General features: G+C 37.9%; 26 protein-coding genes. 16 read left to right on the top strand and 10 right to left on the bottom strand.

All coding sequences use genetic code 11. The features are described 5' to 3' along the window. Positions 1–24: 24 nt before the first annotated feature. Both HCU67_RS11745 and HCU67_RS11740 read right to left on the bottom strand, forming a co-directional pair. Complete coding sequence (locus tag HCU67_RS11745) at positions 25–606, bottom strand: adenylosuccinate lyase (RefSeq protein ID WP_168552807.1); 582 nt, start codon at positions 604–606, stop codon at positions 25–27. A 5-nt stretch (positions 607–611) separates the two neighbouring features. Further along, complete coding sequence (locus HCU67_RS11740; RefSeq protein WP_246865771.1) at positions 612–1,328, bottom strand: SIR2 family NAD-dependent protein deacylase; 717 nt, start codon at positions 1,326–1,328, stop codon at positions 612–614. Positions 1,329–1,372: 44 nt separating this feature from the next. Between HCU67_RS11740 and HCU67_RS11735 the strand changes: the two genes are divergently transcribed. From HCU67_RS11735 to HCU67_RS11725, 3 genes are read left to right on the top strand one after another with little or no spacing between them, the layout of a single operon-like run. Next, complete coding sequence (locus HCU67_RS11735) at positions 1,373–2,026, top strand: TrmH family RNA methyltransferase (RefSeq protein ID WP_168552806.1); 654 nt, start codon at positions 1,373–1,375, stop codon at positions 2,024–2,026. Positions 2,027–2,067: 41 nt separating this feature from the next. Further along, on the top strand, positions 2,068–2,589 hold the full coding sequence (locus tag HCU67_RS11730) for an SRPBCC family protein (RefSeq protein ID WP_168552805.1): 522 nt from the start codon (positions 2,068–2,070) through the stop codon (positions 2,587–2,589). Positions 2,590–2,593: 4 nt separating this feature from the next. After that, positions 2,594–2,974 (top strand): VOC family protein, encoded by a 381-nt coding sequence (locus tag HCU67_RS11725; protein ID WP_168552804.1) that lies wholly within the window; start codon positions 2,594–2,596, stop codon positions 2,972–2,974. A 12-nt stretch (positions 2,975–2,986) separates the two neighbouring features. Here HCU67_RS11725 and HCU67_RS11720 read toward each other — a convergent pair whose 3' ends face one another. The 4 genes from HCU67_RS11720 to HCU67_RS11705 form a co-directional block, all read right to left on the bottom strand. Further along, on the bottom strand, positions 2,987–4,678 hold the full coding sequence (locus HCU67_RS11720) for an alpha-amylase family glycosyl hydrolase (protein ID WP_168552803.1): 1,692 nt from the start codon (positions 4,676–4,678) through the stop codon (positions 2,987–2,989). 55 nt (positions 4,679–4,733) lie between these two features. Next, positions 4,734–5,522: a carboxypeptidase-like regulatory domain-containing protein gene (locus HCU67_RS11715; RefSeq protein WP_168552802.1), complete on the bottom strand. Its 789-nt coding sequence runs from the start codon at positions 5,520–5,522 to the stop codon at positions 4,734–4,736. Between the two features lie 76 nt (positions 5,523–5,598). Then, positions 5,599–7,314: a DEAD/DEAH box helicase gene (locus HCU67_RS11710; protein WP_168552801.1), complete on the bottom strand. Its 1,716-nt coding sequence runs from the start codon at positions 7,312–7,314 to the stop codon at positions 5,599–5,601. Between the two features lie 141 nt (positions 7,315–7,455). After that, positions 7,456–8,034, bottom strand: a complete 579-nt coding sequence (locus HCU67_RS11705; protein WP_168552800.1) for a non-canonical purine NTP diphosphatase — start codon at positions 8,032–8,034, stop codon at positions 7,456–7,458. A gap of 38 nt (positions 8,035–8,072) precedes the next feature. Between HCU67_RS11705 and HCU67_RS11700 the strand changes: the two genes are divergently transcribed. The 4 genes from HCU67_RS11700 (at position 8,073) to HCU67_RS11685 (ending at position 12,255) form a co-directional block, all read left to right on the top strand. Next, positions 8,073–8,525, top strand: coding sequence for a methyltransferase family protein (locus HCU67_RS11700; RefSeq protein WP_168552799.1), 453 nt, complete (start codon positions 8,073–8,075; stop codon positions 8,523–8,525). Between the two features lie 135 nt (positions 8,526–8,660). Further along, complete coding sequence (serA, locus tag HCU67_RS11695; RefSeq protein WP_168552798.1) at positions 8,661–10,553, top strand: phosphoglycerate dehydrogenase; 1,893 nt, start codon at positions 8,661–8,663, stop codon at positions 10,551–10,553. A gap of 115 nt (positions 10,554–10,668) precedes the next feature. Then, on the top strand, positions 10,669–11,202 hold the full coding sequence (locus tag HCU67_RS11690) for a type IV pili methyl-accepting chemotaxis transducer N-terminal domain-containing protein (protein WP_168552797.1): 534 nt from the start codon (positions 10,669–10,671) through the stop codon (positions 11,200–11,202). Between the two features lie 90 nt (positions 11,203–11,292). Beyond that, on the top strand, positions 11,293–12,255 hold the full coding sequence (locus HCU67_RS11685; RefSeq protein WP_168552796.1) for a type IV pili methyl-accepting chemotaxis transducer N-terminal domain-containing protein: 963 nt from the start codon (positions 11,293–11,295) through the stop codon (positions 12,253–12,255). Here the strand turns inward: HCU67_RS11685 and rlmH are convergent. Beyond that, positions 12,191–12,664 (bottom strand): 23S rRNA (pseudouridine(1915)-N(3))-methyltransferase RlmH, encoded by a 474-nt coding sequence (gene rlmH / locus HCU67_RS11680; RefSeq protein ID WP_168552795.1) that lies wholly within the window; start codon positions 12,662–12,664, stop codon positions 12,191–12,193. The genes HCU67_RS11685 and rlmH overlap by 65 nt on opposite strands. Before the next feature lie 71 nt (positions 12,665–12,735). Here rlmH and nadC point away from each other — a divergent pair, with 71 nt between their 5' ends. The 4 genes from nadC to priA are packed head-to-tail and all read left to right on the top strand — an operon-like array spanning position 12,736 to position 17,456. Next, positions 12,736–13,593 (top strand): carboxylating nicotinate-nucleotide diphosphorylase, encoded by an 858-nt coding sequence (gene nadC / locus HCU67_RS11675; RefSeq protein ID WP_168552794.1) that lies wholly within the window; start codon positions 12,736–12,738, stop codon positions 13,591–13,593. After that, the gene (locus HCU67_RS11670) at positions 13,593–14,582 is read left to right on the top strand and encodes a YihY/virulence factor BrkB family protein (protein WP_168552793.1); all 990 of its coding nucleotides are present in this window, start codon (positions 13,593–13,595) and stop codon (positions 14,580–14,582) included. Before nadC ends, HCU67_RS11670 begins: the two co-directional genes overlap by 1 nt. Continuing rightward, entirely contained in the window at positions 14,569–15,000 is a 432-nt protein-coding gene (locus HCU67_RS11665; RefSeq protein WP_168552792.1) for a DUF2147 domain-containing protein, read from the top strand. The genes HCU67_RS11670 and HCU67_RS11665 overlap by 14 nt, the downstream gene beginning before the upstream one ends. 2 nt (positions 15,001–15,002) lie before the next feature. Then, complete coding sequence (gene priA / locus HCU67_RS11660) at positions 15,003–17,456, top strand: replication restart helicase PriA (protein ID WP_168552791.1); 2,454 nt, start codon at positions 15,003–15,005, stop codon at positions 17,454–17,456. Here priA and HCU67_RS11655 read toward each other — a convergent pair. Further along, positions 17,453–18,145 carry a LytR/AlgR family response regulator transcription factor gene (locus tag HCU67_RS11655; RefSeq protein WP_168552790.1) on the bottom strand — a complete coding sequence of 231 codons (693 nt, stop codon included), beginning with the start codon at positions 18,143–18,145 and terminating at the stop codon, positions 17,453–17,455. The two genes, priA and HCU67_RS11655, sit on opposite strands and share 4 nt — an antisense overlap. A gap of 233 nt (positions 18,146–18,378) precedes the next feature. Between HCU67_RS11655 and rpsF the strand changes: the two genes are divergently transcribed. From rpsF to hisS, 5 genes are all read left to right on the top strand, one after another. After that, positions 18,379–18,720: a 30S ribosomal protein S6 gene (rpsF, locus tag HCU67_RS11650; protein WP_168552789.1), complete on the top strand. Its 342-nt coding sequence runs from the start codon at positions 18,379–18,381 to the stop codon at positions 18,718–18,720. Between the two features lie 2 nt (positions 18,721–18,722). Next, positions 18,723–19,019, top strand: a complete 297-nt coding sequence (gene rpsR / locus HCU67_RS11645; RefSeq protein WP_168552788.1) for a 30S ribosomal protein S18 — start codon at positions 18,723–18,725, stop codon at positions 19,017–19,019. 12 nt (positions 19,020–19,031) lie between these two features. Continuing rightward, entirely contained in the window at positions 19,032–19,484 is a 453-nt protein-coding gene (gene rplI, locus HCU67_RS11640) for a 50S ribosomal protein L9 (RefSeq protein WP_168552787.1), read from the top strand. A 72-nt stretch (positions 19,485–19,556) separates the two neighbouring features. Further along, positions 19,557–20,027 carry a DUF6495 family protein gene (locus HCU67_RS11635; RefSeq protein ID WP_168552786.1) on the top strand — a complete coding sequence of 157 codons (471 nt, stop codon included), beginning with the start codon at positions 19,557–19,559 and terminating at the stop codon, positions 20,025–20,027. A 98-nt stretch (positions 20,028–20,125) separates the two neighbouring features. After that, the gene (gene hisS / locus HCU67_RS11630) at positions 20,126–21,505 is read left to right on the top strand and encodes a histidine--tRNA ligase (RefSeq protein WP_168552785.1); all 1,380 of its coding nucleotides are present in this window, start codon (positions 20,126–20,128) and stop codon (positions 21,503–21,505) included. On the opposite strand, the gene HCU67_RS11625 is transcribed toward hisS, so the two are convergent. Beyond that, complete coding sequence (locus tag HCU67_RS11625; RefSeq protein ID WP_168552784.1) at positions 21,502–22,041, bottom strand: NUDIX hydrolase; 540 nt, start codon at positions 22,039–22,041, stop codon at positions 21,502–21,504. The two genes, hisS and HCU67_RS11625, sit on opposite strands and share 4 nt — an antisense overlap. 39 nt (positions 22,042–22,080) lie before the next feature. After that, positions 22,081–23,172 (bottom strand): M42 family metallopeptidase, encoded by a 1,092-nt coding sequence (locus HCU67_RS11620; RefSeq protein ID WP_168552783.1) that lies wholly within the window; start codon positions 23,170–23,172, stop codon positions 22,081–22,083. Between the last annotated feature and the right edge of the window lie 46 nt (positions 23,173–23,218).

Here is a 23,218-nt window from a genome sequence, read left to right as displayed (position 1 = left end):
GGTTTTAGAAGTTGCAAAGATAAGTTAAACCCCTAAATTGTTTAGGAGTGCAAGGGTTTTAGAACCTCTACTTTTAAAGCCTGCCGAACCCTCTGTAATTTGCTGCTCAATCACCAATTTCAATTCAGGTCGAATCCATTCGAGTTTTTCACCGAGATAAAAAAGACTGGTCATGGCGAATACCTTACTGGCCACTTTATGTTGACCAATAAGCCAATCAAAACAGGCTTCGGTTATTTGTTCCAAATGATTTGGCTTTAAGGTTTGAATAACCGAGGGGTCTTTTTTATTAAAATATTTTAGTATCAACATTTCGCAGGTATGTGCCATGGGTCTTATGACCGATTCCGATTTTAAAGAGGACAAACTGGCACAAAAAGTATCGATATGTGGGAATAATAAGGATAGTTTCTTACGCATAACGTTATCAAATACCCAACTACTTTGCCATAAATCCGTTTTGTCTTCTTCAAAAACCAGATGAAGTAGGTGACCGGTCATTTCTACAGGCCTTGAATTTTTAATGATGGCTTCAACTAATTCATCACGCTTCGCCATTGATATTCTGCCGGCATCCAAAATTTGAGTCAGTTCTTTTTCGGTCATTGAACTTAGTTCTGAAGTAGTTCTGCAACAAGTTCTGGAACACCTATCGCTGCGGTTTTAGGTATGATGGTTAGATTTTGAAAGTCTGATTCGTGAACACTGGGTTTGGGGTCGATAAAATAGATGGGTATTCCGGGTTTGGCATAGTTCACCAAACTTGCAGCTGGGTAGACTTGCATAGAAGTTCCGATAATTAGAACAACATCAGCTTTCATGATCAGTTCTATTGCAGGTTCCAGCATGGGTACCATTTCACCAAACCAAACAATGTGTGGACGTAATTGGATTCCATTTTCATCCACATCTCCAAGATTCAAATCTTTGGTCCAATCCAAAATCAGGTTCTCGTTCTCAGTGCTGCGCACTTTGAACAGTTCCCCGTGTAAATGCAATACATTCGTACTGCCTGCTTTTTCATGCAGATTATCCACGTTTTGCGTAACGATATTGACCTCAAATTCTCTTTCTAAATCTACCAAAGCCTTATGCCCAGCGTTTGGAGCAACTGAATGGAGCTGTCGTCTTCGTTGGTTGTAAAATTCAAAAACAAGCTCTGGATTTCTCGCAAAACCTTGAGGGGAAGCCACTTCCATTATGTCATGTCCTTCCCAAAGACCATTGGCATCCCGAAAGGTTTTAAGCCCACTTTCGGCGCTCATTCCGGCTCCAGTTAGAATTACAGCTCTCTTTCTCATCTCAAGTTCAATTTTAATTCCCTTCATTTAGGAAACAATTCAAATTTAGCATTTTAGTTATCTTGCTTTTTATGGTCGATATTGATTTGTTGGAATATTTAGAAGGATTTTTAACCACGGAGCGTAAAGCGCGTTTCGAAAAGATACTTTCTGAACGAACAAATTTTTTAACTGTGGCGATTGAAGATGTATTTCAATTACATAATACAAGTGCCATCGTTAGAAGCTGCGACTCATTTGGTATTCAATCAGTTCATGTGGTTGAAGAGCGGTATCAAGAACGCTTGGACAAAAATATAGCCATGGGTGCACAAAAGTGGGTAGATGTTCATCGTTACCAATCAACGTCTACTTGTGTTGACGAATTAAAAAGCCGAGGTTATCAAGTTATCGCAACTTCTCCTCACGAGCAATCTGTGACCTTAGACAGTTTTGAGTTTTCATCAAAGACTGCGCTATTTTTTGGCACGGAGTGGCATGGTCTATCCCAGGAAGTTTTGGACAAAGCCGATGGATTTCTTCATATACCAATGATAGGCTTTTCTGAAAGTTTAAACGTCTCTGTTTCTGCCGCAATTATCCTTCAAACACTTTCTAAAAAACTTCGGAATTCGAATTTTGATTGGACCCTATCTGAAGATGAGATATTGCGTAAAAGATTGGATTGGGCAAAAAAGTCAATCAAAAATGTGGAAGGTATTATAGAACGTTACCTGGCGGATTAAAGAATTTTGTACATTTAAAATCAACCAATAAATATATTAACATGCTGATTCTGTACATTTTAATCGGAATCGTTGCCTTGGTTTTAATTTTGGCAATGATAGCTCCCAAAACCTATGAAGTTTCCCGCTCAATCGTAATAACAAAGCCCAAAAAAGAGGTTTTTGAATACTTGAAATCTTTAAAAAAGCAAGATGAATGGTCTCCATGGGGCAAACGAGACCCGAATATGGAAAAATCTTTTACGGGAACTGATGGTGAAGTTGGAGCCATTAGCCACTGGAAAGGCAATAAAGAAGTTGGAGAAGGCGAACAGGAAATCAAAAAAATTGTTGACGGAGAACGTATTGAGAGTGAACTCCGTTTTTTAAAACCATGGAAGTCAACATCAGATGCCTTTATGATGACGGAGGATTCAGAAGGTGGAACGAAGGTAACATGGGGGTTTAAGGGTTATAATAAATTTCCCATGAGCATCATGATGCTTTTTATGAGTATGGATAAAATGATAGGTAAAGATTTTGAGGAAGGACTTGGTGATTTGAAAACTTTACTGGAAAAATAGCTATATGGCGCATAACATGGTAGGCTGGTTTGAGATTCCGGTAACGGATATGGACCGTGCTAAAAAATTTTATGATACTGTATTCGAAATTGATATCAAAGTCCATGATATGAATGAACTTGTAATGGGCTGGTTTCCTTTTGCTGAAGGTAAATCGGGTGCTACGGGTTCTTTGGTCAAGCACAAAGATTTTTACTTTCCCAGTGAAAACAAAGGCACTTTGGTCTATTTTTCATGCGAAGACCTACAGGTGCAGTTGGATAGGGTAGAACCGGCTGGAGGTAAAGTATTGCAACAAAAAAAAGAAATCGGACCCGGGCACGGTTTTATGGGCCTATTTATTGATTCTGAAGGCAATCGGTTGGCCTTGCATTCTCAAAAATAAATGAATCAATACCTATTCCACCAGTTCTAAAAGCGCTGTATCATACTCATTATCCAGTGCTACTCGACCATTTTTGACTATGACTTCAGTCTGGGAATAGGCGTCAAAAAGCCTGGTGCCATCACCAAAAAAGCCTTTGACCCATAGGGATTTCTTTCCTTTAGGTAAATCCAAAGCTACAACTACTTTATCCCTGAATTCACCATCGGTAAAGGTTCTGGAAAACACATACGGTTTGTTGGCTAATTTTTTGTGTTTCCCGGCACCTATAGCAGGATGCTTAGCTCGAAACTGTCCTAGTTTCTGCCAGTGTTTGTGTACTTTTTGGACGTTGGGTAGGCTATCTAAATCCTCCCAATTCATAAATGAACGTAGCGTGGCATCACCTTCCGTTCCTTCAATCTGCAAAGGGCGCATGGTTTCATCACCATAATAAACTTGGGAAGCTCCTGGTGTCATCAATAACATATTGGCTGTTCTAATGGGACGACTTCTGTCTGGGTCAAAGGGGGAGCCATCATCATGCGAGGTTAAATAATTAAGAACGCTTTTGCCGTATAATTTAGAACCCAACAAATAACTGTATTTCCTAAAAACCTCTTCGTAACTCTTATTGGCATCATACTTTAATTCGAAATTAATCAGGCTACTGAAACCATTATTATAATAGTCTACCTTCTTATCTCCAAAATCATAGAAACGCCCTCCTGAAATACCATAATTATAAACTTCACCAACCATATAAAACGGTAGGTCATCGAGTACATCTTTGGGGTGTTTACGCTTCCACATTGCGAAGGCGTAGTCTGCTTCTTTCCGTAATTCACCCCAGGCATTTTCGTTTACGTGCTTTACTGTATCTACCCGAAAACCGTCAACACCAAACTCGTGAATGTAATCCGTTAACCATTTGATTATGTAAAAACGAGGCGCTCGCGGATAGCCGGTTCGGTCAAAGAAACGTTGCAGCTCGTCCAGTTCTTGACTAAGCCTACCTTCAGATTTCCATTTGGCCAAGAGCGCATCAGGCAACTCCACTTCTTCATCTGATTCGGTTAAAATATCCGGAAGGTTTTCAACAAGGGTACATGCCGTAGTACCCTCGTAGTTGGTAAAATCGCATTTTGGATCTGTTCGCACCCATTCACTGGGCCAAACAGGATCTACATCGGTCACCGGTCCGGTATGGTTTAAAACCACATCCAGCAACACACGAATTCCATTTTTGTGAGCTGTTTTAACCAATTCTTGCAACTCATTTTTCGTTCCGAAGTTAGGATCTATGTTCGTCCAATCTTTGGTCCAATAACCATGATAACCGTAGGTATTGCCCGTGCCTTCATTGGTTGAACCATGAATCTGTTCCACTACAGGAGTGAACCAAATGGCATTTATTCCCAAATCTGTAAAGTATCCTTCTTCTATTTTTTGTGTAATACCAACGATGTCACCTCCTTCAAAACCCCGAAGAACAGCAGTAGAATCTGTTCTGTTGAAATTTATGTCCTTATTTGGATTACCGTTGTTGAAGCGATCTGTCAGTAAAAAATAGATGTTGGCACCATCCCAATAAAAAGGGTTTTTATTTGGGGTAACCTCTTCATTTTCAGCAACAATAGTATCGTTTTTGGGAACCTCTTTTGTGACCTTTTTACAAGCAAAAAGCAACGAAAGTATTGACATGGCAATAAGCGTTTTACGCATATTTAGGGATTTTGCCTAAAGATAGAAATGAATGTTGAAACGAAAAATTAATTGTTCAACGACCTCGATTTCCTTTGTTCAAAGCCTTATAATCTTCATAGCAACTACTAATGGCATCAAGTATTTGCAGGTCATTGGCCGTAGCGATAAAACTTCGTGAGTAACTGCAGTTGTTCAAAATATCTTCGATATCAATTTTCTCTATTTGCAATAACTCCGTCAAGGTTACGCGATCAAATTTTGAAGCCAGTAAGTTTCTAATATCCTCATCTTGCTTCATTTGTTGGAGTTTTCGCATTTGTTTTGGCTTTTTACCAAATAAATTTCGCAAGAGATCTGCAGGGTTTAGAATCGCACCCAAAACTTTTGTTACAGCACTCGGACTTTTATTCCCTGCCTCATAACTTTTGTTTAGTCCAGAAATACTATACTGATAAGCACTATTTAACGGCAGGTTTTTAACATCTATTTCAAGATATCCGGTTAATTGATATGGTCTGACAACAACTTCTTCAAGGGCAAATGCCAATTCGGTCAATGCAATTTTGTTATCCTCAATTTTAAACATATCGTTGGTAACCCTAATTTTTTGTGGCTTGAATCCCAGATAGGTTAAATACAGGGTATCGTTGACAGCAGCCTTAATGGTAAATTCACCTTTTTTACCCGTGATTGTCCCAACAACTTGTGTGAGGTTAATGACATGTACACTTTCTAAAGCAAAACTGGTCTGGGCATTAACCACAGTAGCAGTCAATTCATCTGACATTACGTTTGCAGTGTCGTCTTGAGCCAGAGCCACAAATGTGGTTAGAAAAAGGATTACCAGTAGAACTCTCTTCATTAGCAGATTTGTTGTTAAAGTTACAAAACAAGGCCATTTAGAACGGCCTTTGCAAATCTTTAGCAGCGTCTTAACATTACTGGAAGCCTTTTTTTCTTCCACCTCTTCTTTTGCCTGACGATTCTTTGCGGGAACGAAAGTTTGAATTCCCTCCTTTGCGGTGTCCCTTTTTTCGGTCTTTCCGTCTTTTATTGCCTCCAGGATTATTTGAAACCTCTACATTGACAAATCGACCTTTAATTTTAAACTCATTGAAAGTCTCTAATACCAGTGGGGTTAATTTTGCATCGGTATTAAAAAAGGAAAAGGAGTTCTTAGTGTCTACCTTGTAAATATCATCACGGTCAAAACCAAGGGTATCCCTTAGAAAATCTTTTAATGACATCCAATCATAGCCATCACGTTCGCCAAGGTTAATAAAGTAACGTACAGAGCCTTCACTTGAAAATTCACCTTCTTTTTCGCTTACCTTACCAGCACTTAAATCTTTGGTTTTACTGTAGTAATTGTAAAAACGGGTAAACTCAACAGAGAATACTTTTTTAATGAGTTCTTCGCGGTCAACACCTTCCAAGACATCATTGATTGCGGGTAAGTATCCTTCAATTTTATCATTGATGGTGGTATCCTTGATTTTATTGGCCAAATGGTACAATTGAATTTCACAGATTTCCATTCCAGATGGAATCTCTTTTTTGTCAAATTCTTGTTTGATAATGCGCTCAATCGCTTTGATTTTTCGCATTTCACTTCGAGTAACGATAACCATGGAAACTCCAGACTTTCCAGCTCGACCTGTTCGTCCACTTCTGTGGGTATAGGTTTCTATTTCGTCGGGTAGTTGGTAATTGATAACATGTGTTATGTCATCAACATCGATACCACGCGCAGCGACATCGGTAGCCACCAACATTTGAATTTGTTTTTTACGGAAGGCATTCATTGCCAAATCACGTTGGTTTTGACTCAAATCACCATGTAGGGCTCCAGCATTATACCCATCTTCGATTAGCTTTTCAGCAATTTTTTGGGTATCGCGTTTTGTTCGGCAGAACACTACTGAAAATATTCCAGGATTTGCATCTGCCAATCTTTTTAAAGCGGCATAACGGTCTCGTCCTCCAACAACATAATATTCATGTTGAACTGTTGTGGCCCCGGCATTTTTAGCTCCCACAGTGATTTCTATGGGTTTATGCATGAATTTTTTCGCAATTGTAGCCACTTCTTTGGGCATGGTTGCAGAGAAAAGCCAAGTAGATTTGTCCTCCGGGGTATTCGATAGAATGTCTTTTATATCCTCATAAAAGCCCATATTGAGCATTTCATCGGCTTCATCAAGTATACAATAATCGATTTTTGAGATATCGACCATTCCTCGGCTGATCATATCTTTCATCCGCCCGGGTGTAGCTACTACAATTTGGGCTCCACGTTTTATTTTTTTGGCTTGGTCTGAAATACTGGCGCCACCATAGATGGCAACAATGCCCATACCTTTTTCATACTTCGAATACAACTGCATTTCTTTTGCAATTTGCACACAGAGTTCACGGGTAGGTGATAGGATCAAACCTTGGGTGGTTCTACTATCGCCGTTTATTTTTTGAATCAAAGGAAAACCAAAAGCTGCGGTTTTACCTGTACCGGTTTGGGCTAAGGCCACTAAATCCGATTCTTTTGAAAGTAAAATAGGAATGGCTTTTTCTTGTACCTCAGAAGGTGTTTCAAAACCCAAGTCGTTAACAGCATCAAGCAAGGACTGCTGCAATCCTAATTCATGGAATGTCATAGTTTTAAATAATATCGCTAAAATTTGTGTTGCGTTGAGCGATGCTATTTAAACCCTTGCCCGAAACAACACTCCTAAACCGTTGTACTTATCGAACGGTTGGCGTCGTTAATAGCCGGCAAAGGTACACTTATTTATGACTTAACTGTTCTTTTTCAAATAGTCCATTAATTGGGCCATTGCTTTACCGCGATGGCCGATCTTGTTTTTAATTTCAAGGGGTAGTTCTGCAAAAGTCTCTAGGTACCCATTTGGCATGAATATAGGGTCGTATCCAAAACCATTTTCACCTCTTTTTTCTTTTATTATTTTTCCATCTACGGTACCGGTGAAAAAATGATGAATGCCCTGAAAATGTAGTGAAATTACCGTTTCGAATCGCGCTGATCGGTTTTCTAAAAGCCCCATCTTGTTTAATATTTTTTCCATATTGGCTTCGGCGCTTTTCGATGGGCCGGCGTAACGTGCTGAATACACACCAGGTTCACCATTTAGGGCGTCAACTAAAAGACCGGTATCATCAGAAAAACAGTCCAAGCCATAATTCTTGCGGACGAAGTCACTTTTGATTTTGGCATTTTCTTGAAGCGTTTCACCAGTTTCAGATATTTCTTCAAAACAATCAATATCGGTAAGTGATAACAGCTCTATGTGATTTGGCACAAGTTTTCGAACTTCTTCAAATTTGTTCTTGTTATGTGTTGCAAACACTAATTTCACGTTCCTTGTTTTGTTGGTAAAAGTAGTATTTTCGATTAATGAGATTAAAACTCCCGCCAGCTATTATATTCTTGGTATTCGGTGCATTGATGTTCTTTCTAGCTAGAATCTTACCAGTGGGTAAATTCGATTTTTTTGGTAGGGAAGTGTTCACCAAAGTGCTTTTGGGCATTGCTATTTTGATTGCCGTTATCGCTATTGTACAGTTTAGACTAAAAAAAACAACGGTAAATCCGCAAAGACCACAAAAAGCATCGAGTTTGGTGACTACAGGTATTTACGACCTGTCACGAAATCCAATGTACTTGGCCATGCTGTTATTATTGGTTGCTTTAGGACTTGAATTCCAAAATGCATTCAACACCCTACTGGTTGGAGGCTATGTCTTTTACATGAATAAGTTCCAGATTATTCCGGAAGAGGAAGAACTCGCAAAAAAATTCGGGCAAGAGTATAAATTGTATTTAAAAGCTGTTAGACGCTGGTTTTAATTTCAAACATCTGGGTGGAAAAATCACTGTGATTTTTGGCCGATCTTCTACAATTCTCGAATCAAATGTTACTTTTCTATTTTTTAGGAAATGGAGATAACCGAATTAATTAAATTTGCCGCTTAATTCTTTACGATGGTCGGTACAAAACGGAAATACGTTTTTGATTTTGATAGTACCCTTACGCAAGTTGAGGCATTGGATGTTCTGGCGGAAATGACCTTGAGGCATAATCCGAAAAGGCTAGAAATATTAGATGAAATTCAAGAAATCACCAACCTTGGAATTGATGGAGATATTTCATTTACGGAGTCGTTGGAGCGTAGAATCAAGCTACTTAATGCCAAGGAAGCCGACCTTGCAGATTTAATTACCGAATTGGAAAAGAAAATCTCAAAGTCTATTGAAGAGAACAAAGAATTTTTTCACTCCCATTCAGATGATATTTATGTTATTTCCTGCGGCTTCAAAGAGTTTATAGACCCCATTGTTGAAGAATATAACATTCCTTCAAATCGTGTGTATGCCAACACATTTAAATTTGATGATAAAGGTAATATTGTGGGTTTTGATGAACAGAATGTCTTGTCTTCGCACAATGGAAAAATAGAATGTTTAAAAAATTTGGAACTTGACGGTGAAATACACGTGATTGGTGATGGCTACAGTGATTATGTCATGCGTGAAGCCGGAATTGCCGATAAATTTTTTGCTTACACTGAAAACGTGCATCGCGAAAAGGCAGCTAAGAATGCCGATTATATTACACCGAACCTTAATGAATTTTTATTCGTGAACGATTTACCTAGAAAAATTTCGTACCCCAAGAACAGAATTAAAATACTATTACTTGAAAACGTGCATCCTGATGCATTTGAAAATCTCTCTAATGATGGGTTTTCGGTTGAATTGGTGAAAAATAGTATTCCTGAAGATGAATTGATTGAAAAAATAAAAGGAATTCATGTTTTGGGTATTCGTTCAAAAACGCAAGTAACCGAAAAGGTTCTTGCTGCAGCAGATAAACTTTTGGTTATAGGTGCCTTTTGTATTGGAACTACACAAATAGCATTGGAGGCAGCTAAAGAACGCGGAGTTATTGTTTTTAATGCACCTTATAGTAATACAAGATCCGTGGTTGAATTGGCTATTGGTGAGATCATTATGTTGATGCGAAATGTCTTTACTCGCAGCTCTGAAATCCACAATGGAAAGTGGTTTAAGACCGCACTTAATTCCAATGAGGTTCGTGGCAAAAATTTGGGGATTATTGGATACGGAAATATTGGAAAGCAACTATCCGTATTAGCTGAAGCCCTAGGTATGCGGGTATACTACTATGATGTCTCTGACAAGCTAGCATTGGGTAATGCGGTTAAATGTAGTCGTCTTGAAGACTTGTTATCTATTTCTGATGTAGTGACCCTGCACATTGACGATAATCCCGCAAATAAGAACTTCATAGGGGAACGCGAAATAAATCAAATGAAAGACGGGGCAATGCTAGTAAACTTGGCACGCGGCTTCGTTGTTGATATACCAGCGTTGGTATCAGCCCTTAAATCAGGTAAGTTGGGTGGTGCGGCAATCGATGTATATCCGAAAGAGCCAAGGAGCAACGGTGATTTTGAAACCGAATTACGAGGGTTGGATAATGTGATTCTTACTCCCCATGTTGGTGGAAGTACCCAAGAGGCCCAGCGTGATATTGCTGATTTTGTGCCAAATAAAATTATGGATTATATCAACTCCGGTAATACTGTTGACGCGGTTAACTTCCCGAATATTCGCTTACCCAAGCAAGAGAATAGGCATCGATTCTTACATATTCATAAAAATGTTCCAGGAATCATGGCCAAGATAAATGAAGTTTTGGCAAAATATGACTTAAACATTTCAGGTCAATATCTATCAACTGAACCAAAGGTGGGATATGTAATCACAGATGTGGATAAGGATTACAACAAAGAAGTAATGCAAGCATTGAAAGAAGTAGAGAACACCATAAAATTTAGGGTTCTTTATTAGAAATACGTTTCGTATTCCCTGTTTTTTAAATGTAAGATAAAACTTACAATACAAATAACAAATCCCACTCATATTCGTTCTATTACAAGAGGCAAATTGTAATTTTTGAACGTTAATGATGCTTAAATTACCCAATCTATTTAAAAAAGGAATTAGAGCTTACGTTTTGTTCGTTGTTTCGATAATTGTCTTGACCATTGCTATACAGTCAATGATTCAAAACAGTTTGAACAAACAGCGATCAGCTGCTTTGTTAGTTAACTTAGCTGGGCGTCAACGAATGTTGAGTCAGAGGCTCGTGAATGAACTCTACTCTTGCCGTTACCATGATTGTGACTATGCTGAATTAAATCTCTCCCTGAATAAACTGGTTCAAATGAACACTTTCTTGCAAGAGGGCAACGAAAATTTATCCATTGATCCTCTTGATGAAGAAGAAATAAAGGTCAATTTTAGAAAATTAGAGCCGCACCTTAAATGGATGAAAACCAGATTGGGTGCCTTTGAAAACATTGAAAATGTACCTTTTGATGATATGCGCTATCACGTTGATCAGTTTTTGATTATTATGGATGATATTGTTTTTCAATTTCAGGAAAAATCGGAGGAAGATTTTCGTTCGAGATGGGCCTTGAGAATCATGCATTGAAATTAACATGCGTTTTTTCTTACAAAAGACAACATTCATTTGTGTTAATCGTTCCAATAAAAGTGAACAATTTTAAATTGTGAAACCTTAATGAAGTTAAAATTACCCAAGCTGTTCAAAAAAGGATTTAGAGCCTATTATTTGTTGGTCGTGTCAATAATTGTGTTGACCATTGCTATTCAGTCAATGATTCAATATAGTCTGAACAAACAGCGCTCAACCGCCTTGGTAGTTAACTTGGCTGGGCGTCAACGAATGTTGAGCCAAAGGGTGTTGAACGAACTTTATTCATGCCGTTACCACAATTGTGACTACGCTGAATTAAAACTTTCCTTGAACAAATTGGTTCAAATGAACAGCTTCTTGCAAGAGGGTAATGAAAATTTATCGATTGACCCACTTGATGAAGAAGAAATAATAGTCAATTTCAGAAAATTAGAACCTCACCTTCTATGGATAAATAGTCAATTGGGTGATTTTGATAACATTGAAAACGTACCTTTTAATGATATGCGCTACCATGTTGATCGGTTTTTGATTATTATGGATGATATTGTTTTTCAATTTCAGAAGAAATCGGAAGATGATATTAGAGCAATGATGATTATTGAAGTGGAACTGGCCATATTTTCCGTTTTTATTGTCTTATTCGAAATATTCTTCATTGTAAATCCCATTATTAATCGCATTTTAAATCAGAAGAAGAAATTAAAGGAAATTGCTTGGCATCAATCTCATGTATTAAGTTCACATTTAAAAAATCTTAAAGACATGAATTATGTTTTAAAGATTGAGAAAAATCAAGAGCGACAACTTGAAATTATAAAGTTCATTTCGCAAGAGCTTGATAGTTTGAATGATTCTTCTGCCAATATGCAAACGGCATTGAAAGAGACAGAAGAAGTTGAAATGCCACACACTAAGTTCTTAAATCAAGTCGAAGATTTATTGGCGAAGTATAACGTTTTTTCTTCGCAAAAATCTGAGGTTAGTCATGATGATAAGGTTCATTCCGAAGAATCGAAAACCCACGATACAGCTGTTCAAGAATAAATACACGAACCATTTGGTGAGAAAATGTCATTCTTGAAAGACTTATTTTCTGTTGGGCCCTGATATAAACCTCTTCTGAGAACCCATACGGTCCACCAATAGCAAAAACAAGGGATTTAATTCCGCTATTCATTCTTTTCTGGAGTTCGTTTGAAAATTCCCTCGATGAAAATTGTTTGCCTTTTTCGTCAAAAAGCACAAGAACATCAGAAGGTTCAAGATTATTGAGTATCAACTCGCCTTCCTTAATTTTTTGCTGGTCCTTAGAAAGGTTTTTTACCTTTTTTAAGTCCGGTATTTCGATTAGCTCAACTTTAGCGTAATGTTTTAATCTTGAGAGATAACCAGCGTTCAATTGTTTTAAATTGTGGTCGTCTGTGCGGCCTATGGCTATTATTTTGATCTTCATTGTTGCTTAATGCGTTTCGCAAATGCTCGATGCAGTTGATTTTAGTAATTTCGTCCAAACTACTAAATCTTATGATTTCAGCTGAACTATTTGAAGATGAATTACAGCGTATAGTCGCCAATGCAATTCGCGAAGACGTTGGTGATGGTGATCATTCTTCCTTGGCTTGTATACCGAATTCTGCAATGGGGAAAGCAAAGCTTTTGGTTAAGGATGAAGGAACAATTGCTGGAATCGATTTTGCAAAACGGGTATTTAATTATGTGGATGCAGACTTAACAATAGAAACTATTGTAAATGATGGTGAAAACGTAAAATATGGTGATATTGCCTTTTATGTTTCCGGTAGTTCATTGAGTATTTTGACAGCTGAGCGATTGGTATTGAATGCAATGCAACGTATGAGTGCTATTGCCACTAAAACCAAATACTTTGTAAATCTTTTAGAAGGAACAGGTACCAAAGTTTTGGATACCCGTAAAACAACTCCCGGAATTCGAGCTTTAGAGAAATGGGCAGTTAAAATTGGAGGAGGGGAGAACCACCGATTTGCGCTCTATGACATGATAATGTTGAAAGACAATCATATTGATTTTGCGGGCGGAATTACTAAGGCTATTCAAATGACCCAATCCTATTTGCAAGATAACAGAAAGGACTTAAAAATTGTTGTTGAAGCCAGAAACCTTGAAGAGGTTGAAGAAATCTTAAACTCTGAAGGGGTCTATAGAATTCTACTGGACAATTTCAACTATTCAGAAACCAAGATGGCGGTTGCTATGATTGGGGATAGGTGTTTGACCGAGTCCTCCGGCGGAATTAACGAGAAAACAATAAGGAAATATGCAGAATGCGGTGTTGATTTTATATCATCGGGTGCTTTGACACACTCTGTTCATAATATGGATTTAAGCCTAAAAGCCGTTTAATGGAGCTTGGTATCCGAGAAAATTTAGAGAAAATTCCGGTAGTCAATTGGCTGGTTTCCTTTTTTGACAAAATAAAGTTACCAGGTTTTGAAGGCCTGTCTCTTTATGATTTGTTAGAGATTTATGGTTTAGGTATTGTGCGTGGCACCCTAAGTAGCCGTGCGAGCTCTATCGCTTTTAGTCTTTTCATGGCACTGTTTCCGCTCCTTATTTTTTTGGTAACCTTGATACCTTTTTTAATTCCGTACATAAAAGTAGGCAATGAAGATTTTGACCTTCAATTTCTAATGTTCTTGGAATCTTTTTTGCCGACGGCAACCAGTGATTATTTTGGAGATATTTACCAACAGATTAAAGATCAAAAACGCGGGGGATTACTTTCTTCAGCTTTTTTGGTTTCTATTTTTTTGGTCGCAAATGGTGTCAATGCCATTTTCAGTGGCTTTGAAAACTCGTATCATATTGAGCTTACCCGGAATTTTTTCAAACAATATGCCTATGCGCTAATGGTAGGCCTGATACTATCGGTTTTATTGATTGTAGGTGCTGTGGCCTTTGTGTATTTCGAGTTTTATGTTGTTGAGTATACCAGTGAATATTTTGGCAAAACGTTTGGTTATGAAGTCTCGAGAATGGACGATACTGGAGCTATTTTGACTAAGATTTTATTTTACGTAGTACTTTCATATTTCACGACGGCGATACTTTATTATTTCGGGACAGCGGAAGGAAAAAAAGCAAAATTCTTTTCTGCTGGCGCCTTAATGACCACGCTTCTTTTTATGTTGACATCTTATTTGTTCGGTATATATGTTGAAAAGTTTGCACGTTATAATGAACTATATGGTGCACTTGGGGGGTTATTGATATTGATGGTTTTTATTTGGTTGAATTCGAATATTCTTTTATTGGGTTTCGAATTGAATGCTACATTGCATCAGCTCAAAAAAAACTTGAACAGAAAAAAGGAAGAAAATGACAAAAATTAATTCCCTATTGTTTTTTACACTTTGTCCGATGTTGTTTTTCGGACAATCAATTCTCGGAAAATGGAAGACCATTGATGATCGCAATGGATTAACAAAGGCAATTGTAAATATTTACGAAAAAGACGGTCTTCTATACGGGAAAATCGAAACTATCTTAGAGAAAGGGAAAGAGGATGCCCGCTGTATTAAATGCAAAGGAGACAAAAAGGACAAACCTGTTATCGGGATGGTTATAATTGATGGGTTTAAAAAGAACAATAAGGGAGAATATAAGGGTGATACTCTTTTCGATCCTGAACAGGGGATGACATTCAGGGGAAAGATATGGTTAGATCCTGACAATCCTGATAAATTAAAGGTTAGGGGCTACTTGGCTTTTCTTTACCGTACCCAAACATGGGTTCGTTATAATTCCTGAGAATGGACTATTTTGTTGATGTAGCGCTGCCAATTCCGCTTGAAAAACTATTTACCTATAAAGTTTCTCCAGAACAGGCTGAACTAATTCAGCCAGGCATGCGTATCTCCGTCCCGTTTGGAAAACGCAAGGTCTACACTTCAATTGCCATTGCTGTTCACGACAATCCGCCGACGGTTTACGAGGCAAAAGATATTGATCAAATACTTGATGAAAATCCCTTAATTACATCATTCCAATTAAAACATTGGGATTGGATAGCAAACTATTACATGTGTACTTTGGGTGAAGTAATTCGAGCTGCATTACCTAAGCCATTTTTATTGGAAAGCGAGACAGTCGTTACTTCAAATGCTGATCAAAAGGTTGAAGATTCCTTATTGTCTGATGATGAATTTCTGATTTTGGAAGCCTTGAGCAATCAAAGCAGCCTTTCCATCAATGATATAATTGAAATAACAGAAAAGAAAAATGTATTACCGATATTAAATGGCCTTTTAGACAAACATGCGATTGAGGTAAAAGAAACAATTTACGAGCAGTATAAGCCAAAGCTGGTACGTTATGTGCATTTTTCCGAACAATTTACAAATGATGAAGCGTTGAGCCAATTGCTTGAGGTGTTATCAAAGGCTCCCAAACAACGACAAGTTGTATTGCAACTGTTTCAATTGCAGGCTCAACAGGGTGGTAGGGTAAAAGTATCTGATTTAATTTCCGCAAGCGGGTCCTCTTCTTCAATCATAAAGTCCCTATTGAATAAAGGGGTGTTGCAAGAATTGTTGATTAGGGAAGATCGAATTCTGATTGATCAAGAAGCAGAACAAAAGCAATTCGAACTTAGCAATCATCAAACACAAGCTTTAAAGACTATTCAGAATGCTTTTGATGCGAATAAACCGGCCTTGCTTTTTGGGGTCACTTCTTCTGGAAAGACCGAGGTCTATTTAAAATTGATAGAAGATAAACTGAACCAAGGAGAACAAGTTTTATACCTACTGCCCGAAATTGCGCTAACCACCCAATTAATTAGCCGATTACAAGGATATCTAGGGAACAAAGTCGCAGTTTACCACTCAAAATATAGCGCAAATGAACGCGTTGAGGTTTGGAATAATGTTCAAAATCAAAGTGAAAATGCACAGGTGGTGATTGGGGCAAGATCTTCACTTTTTTTACCATTTTCTAAACTAGGTTTAGTAATTATTGATGAAGAGCATGAGGCATCGTTCAAACAATTTGATCCTGCACCAAGGTACCATGCTCGTGATAGTGCCTTAGTTTTGGCAAAATTACACGGTGCACAAGCCGTTCTTGGGTCGGCAACCCCCAGTCTTGAGAGTTTTAAAAATGCCAAAGAAGGAAAGTTTGGATTGGCAGAATTGACCGTGCGTTTTGGTGAGGCCATGATGCCGGATGTTCAATTGATTGATATTAAAGAAGCTACTCGAAAAAAAAAGATGAAAGGTCATTTTTCGAAAACGCTTTTTGAGAGTATTGAAGAAAGCTTGCTAGCTGGCGAACAAATCATTTTTTTCCAAAACCGACGCGGTTTTGCCCCTGTTATTGAATGTACTACTTGTGGTCACGTGGAGCAATGCCCAAATTGCGATGTTAGTCTTACTTTTCATCAAAACAAGAATCAATTGCGTTGTCATTACTGTGGCTACTATGAGTCGGTCAGCCCATCTTGTAAGGCTTGTGGAAACAACACCTTGGATTCCATAGGATTCGGGACTGAGCAGATTCAACAAGAGCTCCAAAAATTATTTCCGAAAGCACACGTAGCTCGAATGGATTTGGATACGACTAGAGGTAAATATGCATATCAAAAATTAATAGCAGCATTCGAAAAAAAAGAAATAGATATTTTGGTTGGTACCCAAATGGTTACAAAAGGACTCGATTTCAGAAATGTTGGTTTGGTAGGAATTCTAAATGCGGATACCTTATTGAATTTTCCTGACTACAGAGCGCATGAACGCACCTTTCAACTTTTGACACAGGTTGCCGGTAGGGCTGGGAGGACTGCTAAGAGAGGTAAGGTTTTAATTCAATCTTATAACCCATATCATAAAGTGCTACAACAAGTCACCACGAATAGCTATAGGGAAATGTTCGAAGAACAATTGTACGAACGTGAACAATTCAAATATCCTCCGAGTCTAAAAATTATAAAGCTTACTCTAAAAGCGAAAGATTTTAACCGTTTAAACGAAGCTTCTTCTTGGCTGGCACAATCGTTAAGAAATGTATTCGGAAATCTGGTCTTGGGCCCCGAATCTCCAGTAATATCAAGAATACGAAGGGAATATCTTAAAAATATCCTTTTGAAAATTCCGCATGAACAGTCCGTCTCAAAAACAAAAAAAGGCATCAAAAGAATTCAAAAATCCTTTGATGCCATTCCAATGTTTAAAAGTGTGCGGTTGGTTTATGACGTCGACCACATTTAGACGTTGGCCAGTGCTTCAGCTAACTCAGTCTTTTTATTTCGGCTCAATGGTATTTGTCTTCCCCCAACTTCAACATTCTTACTATTGAACTTTTCTATTTTTTCAAGATTTACGATGTATGATTTATGAATTCGTAAAAACTTTTCTGCGGGTAATTGCTGCTCAAATGATTTCATCGTTGACAGAATTACAATATTAGCTTCGTGCGTAACCAATTTAATGTAATCACCCAAAGCCTCAATCCACTTAATATCATTTAGAATAACCTTACGTTTTTTAAGGTTGCTTTTAACAAAGATGTGCTCTTCATCCTCATCCACGCGGTTTAGCTGTTCGTATTTGGCAACAGCTCTTTTAACCGAGGCTTCGAAACGAGCAAGGGTTATTGGTTTATGTAAGTAATCCGTTACATCGTAATCGAATGCTTTTAAGGCGTAATCCGGTTTACCGGTAATAAGAATTACTTGTGGTGGATTTTCCAAGGCTTCCAATAAATCAAAACCGCTGATAATGGGCATTTCCACATCAAGGAAAATCAAATCTATTTCGTTGTTTTTTAGGCCGTTTTTGGCTTCTATTGCATTGCTATACTCTGCTACAAGAGCTAAGTGAGGATGGTTGTTGACGAGTTTTGCTACTGCCAACCGTTGCATGGTAGAGTCATCAACAATAATGCTTCTGAGTTTCATAAGAGTGATTTGTGGGGTTAAATCATCGCCAAATTACTCAAAATGTTCGATAAAGTGCAACAAAAGATGTAAACACTCACCAAACTGTTGTGTAACTATTCATAAGTGCGATGAACGTTCATTATGCTTTTAGTATGTTAATAAGTTCATATCTCCTAAACGAAGAATTGACTTTTTTCTTGTGGTATGAGGTAGGAATGATTACTTTTGCGCTCCTTAAAAATTAATTCATAATGAACCATTACGAAACTGTTTTCATTTTAAATCCCGTTCTGTCTGATACACAGATAGAGGAAACAGTGAAGAAATTTGAAGATTTCTTACTGAAACATGGTGCCAAAATGGTAGCCAAAGAAAATTGGGGCCTAAAGAAATTGGCCTACCCAATTCAACACAAAAAAAGTGGTTTCTACCACTTATTTGAATTTGCAGCTCCCGGTGAAGCTATTGAACCGTTCGAGGTTGAGTTTAGAAGGGATGAACGTATCATGCGTTTTTTAACTGTAAAATTGGATAAGCATGCAGTGGCATGGGCTGAGAAGCGTAGAACGAAGTTGAACATCAAGGCATTATAAGTATGGCATCTATAGAACAACAAGCAAAAGCAAAGAAAGATGGGGAAATCAGATATCTGACCCCTCTTAATATAGAGACGACCAAACAAGAAAAGTACTGTCGTTTTAAAAAGTCAGGTATTAAGTATATTGATTACAAAGACCCTGATTTTTTAATGAAGTTGGTGAACGAGCAAGGAAAGATATTGCCAAGAAGGCTTACAGGAACTTCTTTGAAATATCAAAGAAAAGTTGCCCAGGCAATCAAGAGAGCAAGACATTTGGCTTTAATGCCATATGTAGGTGATATGTTAAAATAATACTGCAGTAAGATGGAATTGATATTAAAAGAAGACGTTCAAAATCTAGGATTTAAGGACGATATCGTTACTGTAAAACCAGGATACGGAAGAAACTTCCTAATCCCTAAAGGTTTGGCATCTTTGGCAACACCTTCTGCTAAAAAGGTTTTGGCAGAAAATTTACGTCAACGTGCCCACAAAGAGAAGAAAGTTATTGAGGATGCCCAGGGTGTTGCAGATAACTTAAAAAAGATGGAGATTAAAATTACTGCTAAAGTTGGTGCAGGTGACAAGCTTTTTGGTTCTGTAACCAACATTGATTTGGCCGATGCCATTGGAAAAGCAGGAGAGTCCATTGACAAGAAGTTTATCAATATTCAAGGTGGTTCCGTCAAAAGAACAGGACCTTATAATGCGCAGATTAGACTTCATAGAGAGGTAATCATTGATTTTCCTTTTGAGGTTGTTGCTGAGGCAAAATAAGATTGTCAAATTATATAATTCAAGCCCTGGCAATTATTGTCAGGGCTTTATTTTTGCGAAAAAATTAGCAGTGTGAAATATAGGAGACTATCAAAAGAACAATTTGAAGAACTACACCAAGAGTTTATTAATTTCTTGGCTACCCAGAGTATAACTTCAACGGAATGGAGCACCATAAAAGCGGAAAAACCAGAAGTTGCAGAGGAAGAAATGGATGTCTTTAGTGATTTGATTTGGGAAGGTGTTTTGGCAAAAGTCAAGTATTTGGAAAATATTTCACCACTTCAAATGCATCTTTTTCAGATGGGTGAGAAAGAAATGAAGTTAATTTCAGTGAAGGTGATGAATCCTGATATTGATTTAAGAACCAAAGAAGGTTTCGGATGGTTCAAAAAAAATTGGCAGTCAGATTTTGTAGATTATTTGATGGCCTCAAAGGCATATTCAGATGATAAGAACCTCGACAAGTTCAAATTGATTGAACAGGGTGCAGTCATTACAAGAGGTGAGCTTTACCAATGGTTTGACGAAATTATAGAATAAGTATTTTACCTAGAAAGTAAATAATTGGATATTTTTGAAACCCTAGATTTCCTTTTCTAATCAAAAAACGGAATAGGGTTAGCACTTAATTCTTTTCAATGCCACAAAAACCATCAATCCCAAAAGGAACAAGGGATTTCTCTCCATCAGAAGTAGCAAAACGCAGCCACATAGTCTCCGTAATCAAGAGGCATTTTGAAACTTTCGGTTTTCAACCTATTGAAACACCGAGTTTTGAAAATTCAGAGACCTTATTGGGTAAATATGGAGAAGAAGGTGACCGCCTGATTTTTAAAATTCTGAATTCAGGTGATTTCATTTCCAAGGTTGACGATATTACTTACAGTTCAAAAAATTCAATTTCGTTAGCACCGAAAATTACAGAAAAAGCACTTCGCTATGATTTGACAGTGCCTTTCGCTAGGTATGTGGTCATGCACCAGAACGAAATTGATTTTCCATTTAAGCGCTATCAAATACAGCCGGTATGGAGGGCCGACCGACCACAAAAAGGAAGGTTCAGGGAATTTTATCAGTGTGATGCTGATGTTGTAGGAGCGAACTCTTTGCTTCAAGAAGTGGAATTTGTACAGCTTTACGATGCAGTTTTCACTGATTTAGGACTAAGCGGATGTACCATTAAACTTAATAATCGTAAGGTATTATCTGGAATCGCCGAGGTGATAGGAGCCAAACACCTTCTTGTTGATTTTACAGTTGCGTTGGATAAGCTTGATAAAATTGGAGCCATAAAGGTTAAGGAAGAGATGGCTGCTAAAGGCATTTCTGAATCAGCAATTAAGAAAGCCGCTCCGCTTTTTGAAATGTCAGGGAATTCGCAAGAACAACTTGAACAATTGAAAGATTTGTTAGTGGAATCTGAAATTGGAATGAAGGGAGTAGGGGAGTTGCAACAAATTATCACGTTGATAAATGATTTGGGCATAAAATCGTCTAAACTTGAAGTCGATGTGACCTTGGCACGAGGCCTGAATTATTATACTGGAGCAATATTCGAGGTTTCAGCCCCTGAAGGCGTTAATATGGGCTCAATTGGTGGTGGTGGACGTTATGATGACCTTACAGGTATTTTTGGATTAAAAGATGTAAGTGGTGTAGGCATCTCGTTTGGTCTTGATAGAATTTACTTGGTAATTGAAGAGTTAGGTTTGTTCCCAGAGGAAGTTAGTCAAAGTCTAGATGTACTATGTTTAAATTTTGGAGATGAAGAGGCTAAGGAAGCACTGAGGCTCATAACCAAAATGCGTAAAGGTGGTGTAAAAGTCGATTTGTACCCTACAGCGGCAAAAATGCAAAAGCAAATGAAGTATGCCAATAAACGAAACATTCCGATGGTAATATTCTTAGGTAAGGAAGAATTGGAAAGGAAAGAGTTTGTTGTTAAGGACATGCGAACAGGAGAACAACACGTAGCACCATTAAATATTGAGGGCCCTTGGCTAAATTGGAATTTTTAAATTCTTGACCGCACGGCTGCGATAATACGTTCATAGCGCTTTTTAGAATTAGGAACAAGCCCAGTGTTATCATTGAAAATCATGTTTTCAAAAGATGCCAACGAAATCCAAGCTAGTGCTTCAACTTCTTCTTCTTGTTTAATTAGGACTGTAGTTTCCTCTAAAGCAGTCAAAAAGGTATGATTGAATTCCCTATCCCAAATTGTATTTGAGTGCCTCTTTTCGGTTTTGTGAACATCGATTTTTTCTAAATCAGAGACCTTAAGAACAACCCCGATTTCCTCAAGTACTTCCCTAACCGCACCTTGTGTTATTTCTTCTCCTGCGCCGATGTGACCAGCCACTGATACATCCCATTTTAATGGATATGTTTCTTTGTTTGCACCACGTTGTTGCAAAAGAATTTTACCATTTTTAGTGTAGCACCAAACATGCACGGTAGGATGAAAAAGGCCCTTTAAATGCGCCTCTGACTTAAATGCTGTTGTACCAGTGTAATTTCCAGCTTCGTCTAGAATATCAACTAACTCGTCCATAGCCAAAAGTTGCCGAATTTGAGAAACACCAATAACTTCTTATTCGAAATAACTGAATGTTTCCCCAGACTTAATGTTTAAGAGGGTTTCATAGATGAGACGAATAACGTTTTCAACATCGTCACGATGTACCGTTTCCACCGTAGTGTGCATGTAACGAAGTGGTAAAGAGATTAATGCCGAAGCTACCCCTCCATTACTGTAGGCAAAGGCATCGGTATCCGTTCCGGTATATCTTGAATTAGCTGCTCGTTGAAATGGAATCTCATTTTCTTCGGCCGTTTCAATAATACGTTCCCTTAATTTTTGTTGCACTGCTGGGGCATAAGCAATCACAGGCCCCTTACCCATGGCACAATCACCCTGAACTTTTTTCTCAATCATTGGTGTGGTAGTGTCGTGAGTTACATCAGTAACAATTGCAACATTCGGCTTAATGGTCTGTGTAATCATTTCAGCACCCCTTAAACCAATTTCTTCTTGAACAGAGTTTGTGATATAGAGACCGAATGGTAATTTTTTACCATTTTCATGAAGCAAACGAGCCACTTCGGCAATCATAAATCCACCAGCACGATTGTCCAAGGCTCTACATACGAATTTATCTTCATTTAAAATGTGAAATTCATCTGGATATGTAATAACACAACCCACATGAACTCCCATTTTTTCTACTTCATCTTTATCTTTTGCACCTATATCTATAAAAATGTTATCAAGTTTTGGAGCTTCTTCTTTTCCACTTTTCCTGGTATGAATTGCAGGCCATCCAAAAACACCTTTGACAATTCCATTATTTTTAGTGTGTATATTGACCCACTTAGAGGGAGCAATTTGGTGGTCACTTCCACCATTTCTTATGACATAAAGCAAGCCATTGTCTGTAATATAATTGACATACCATGATATCTCATCGGAATGTCCTTCGATAACCACTTTATAATCTGCCTCAGGGTTAATAACCGCCACAGCAGTACCATAGGTATCCGTTATAAAATCATCTACATAGGGTTTGAGATAGTCCATCCAAATTTTCTGACCTTCCCATTCATAACCCGTTGGAGAGGCATTATTTAAATATTTCTCAAAGAATTCCAACGATTTTTTAGTGATGATTTTATCTTTTGCCATGTTTTGGTTTTAGCTTTCAAACTTAGCAATATTCACACTTATTTAA

This window comes from Croceivirga thetidis, assembly GCF_012272815.1.
Lineage (GTDB): Bacteria > Bacteroidota > Bacteroidia > Flavobacteriales > Flavobacteriaceae > Croceivirga > Croceivirga thetidis.
The sequence above is the reverse complement of the archived record's forward strand: the minus strand, read 5'-3'. Positions and strand labels throughout refer to the sequence as shown.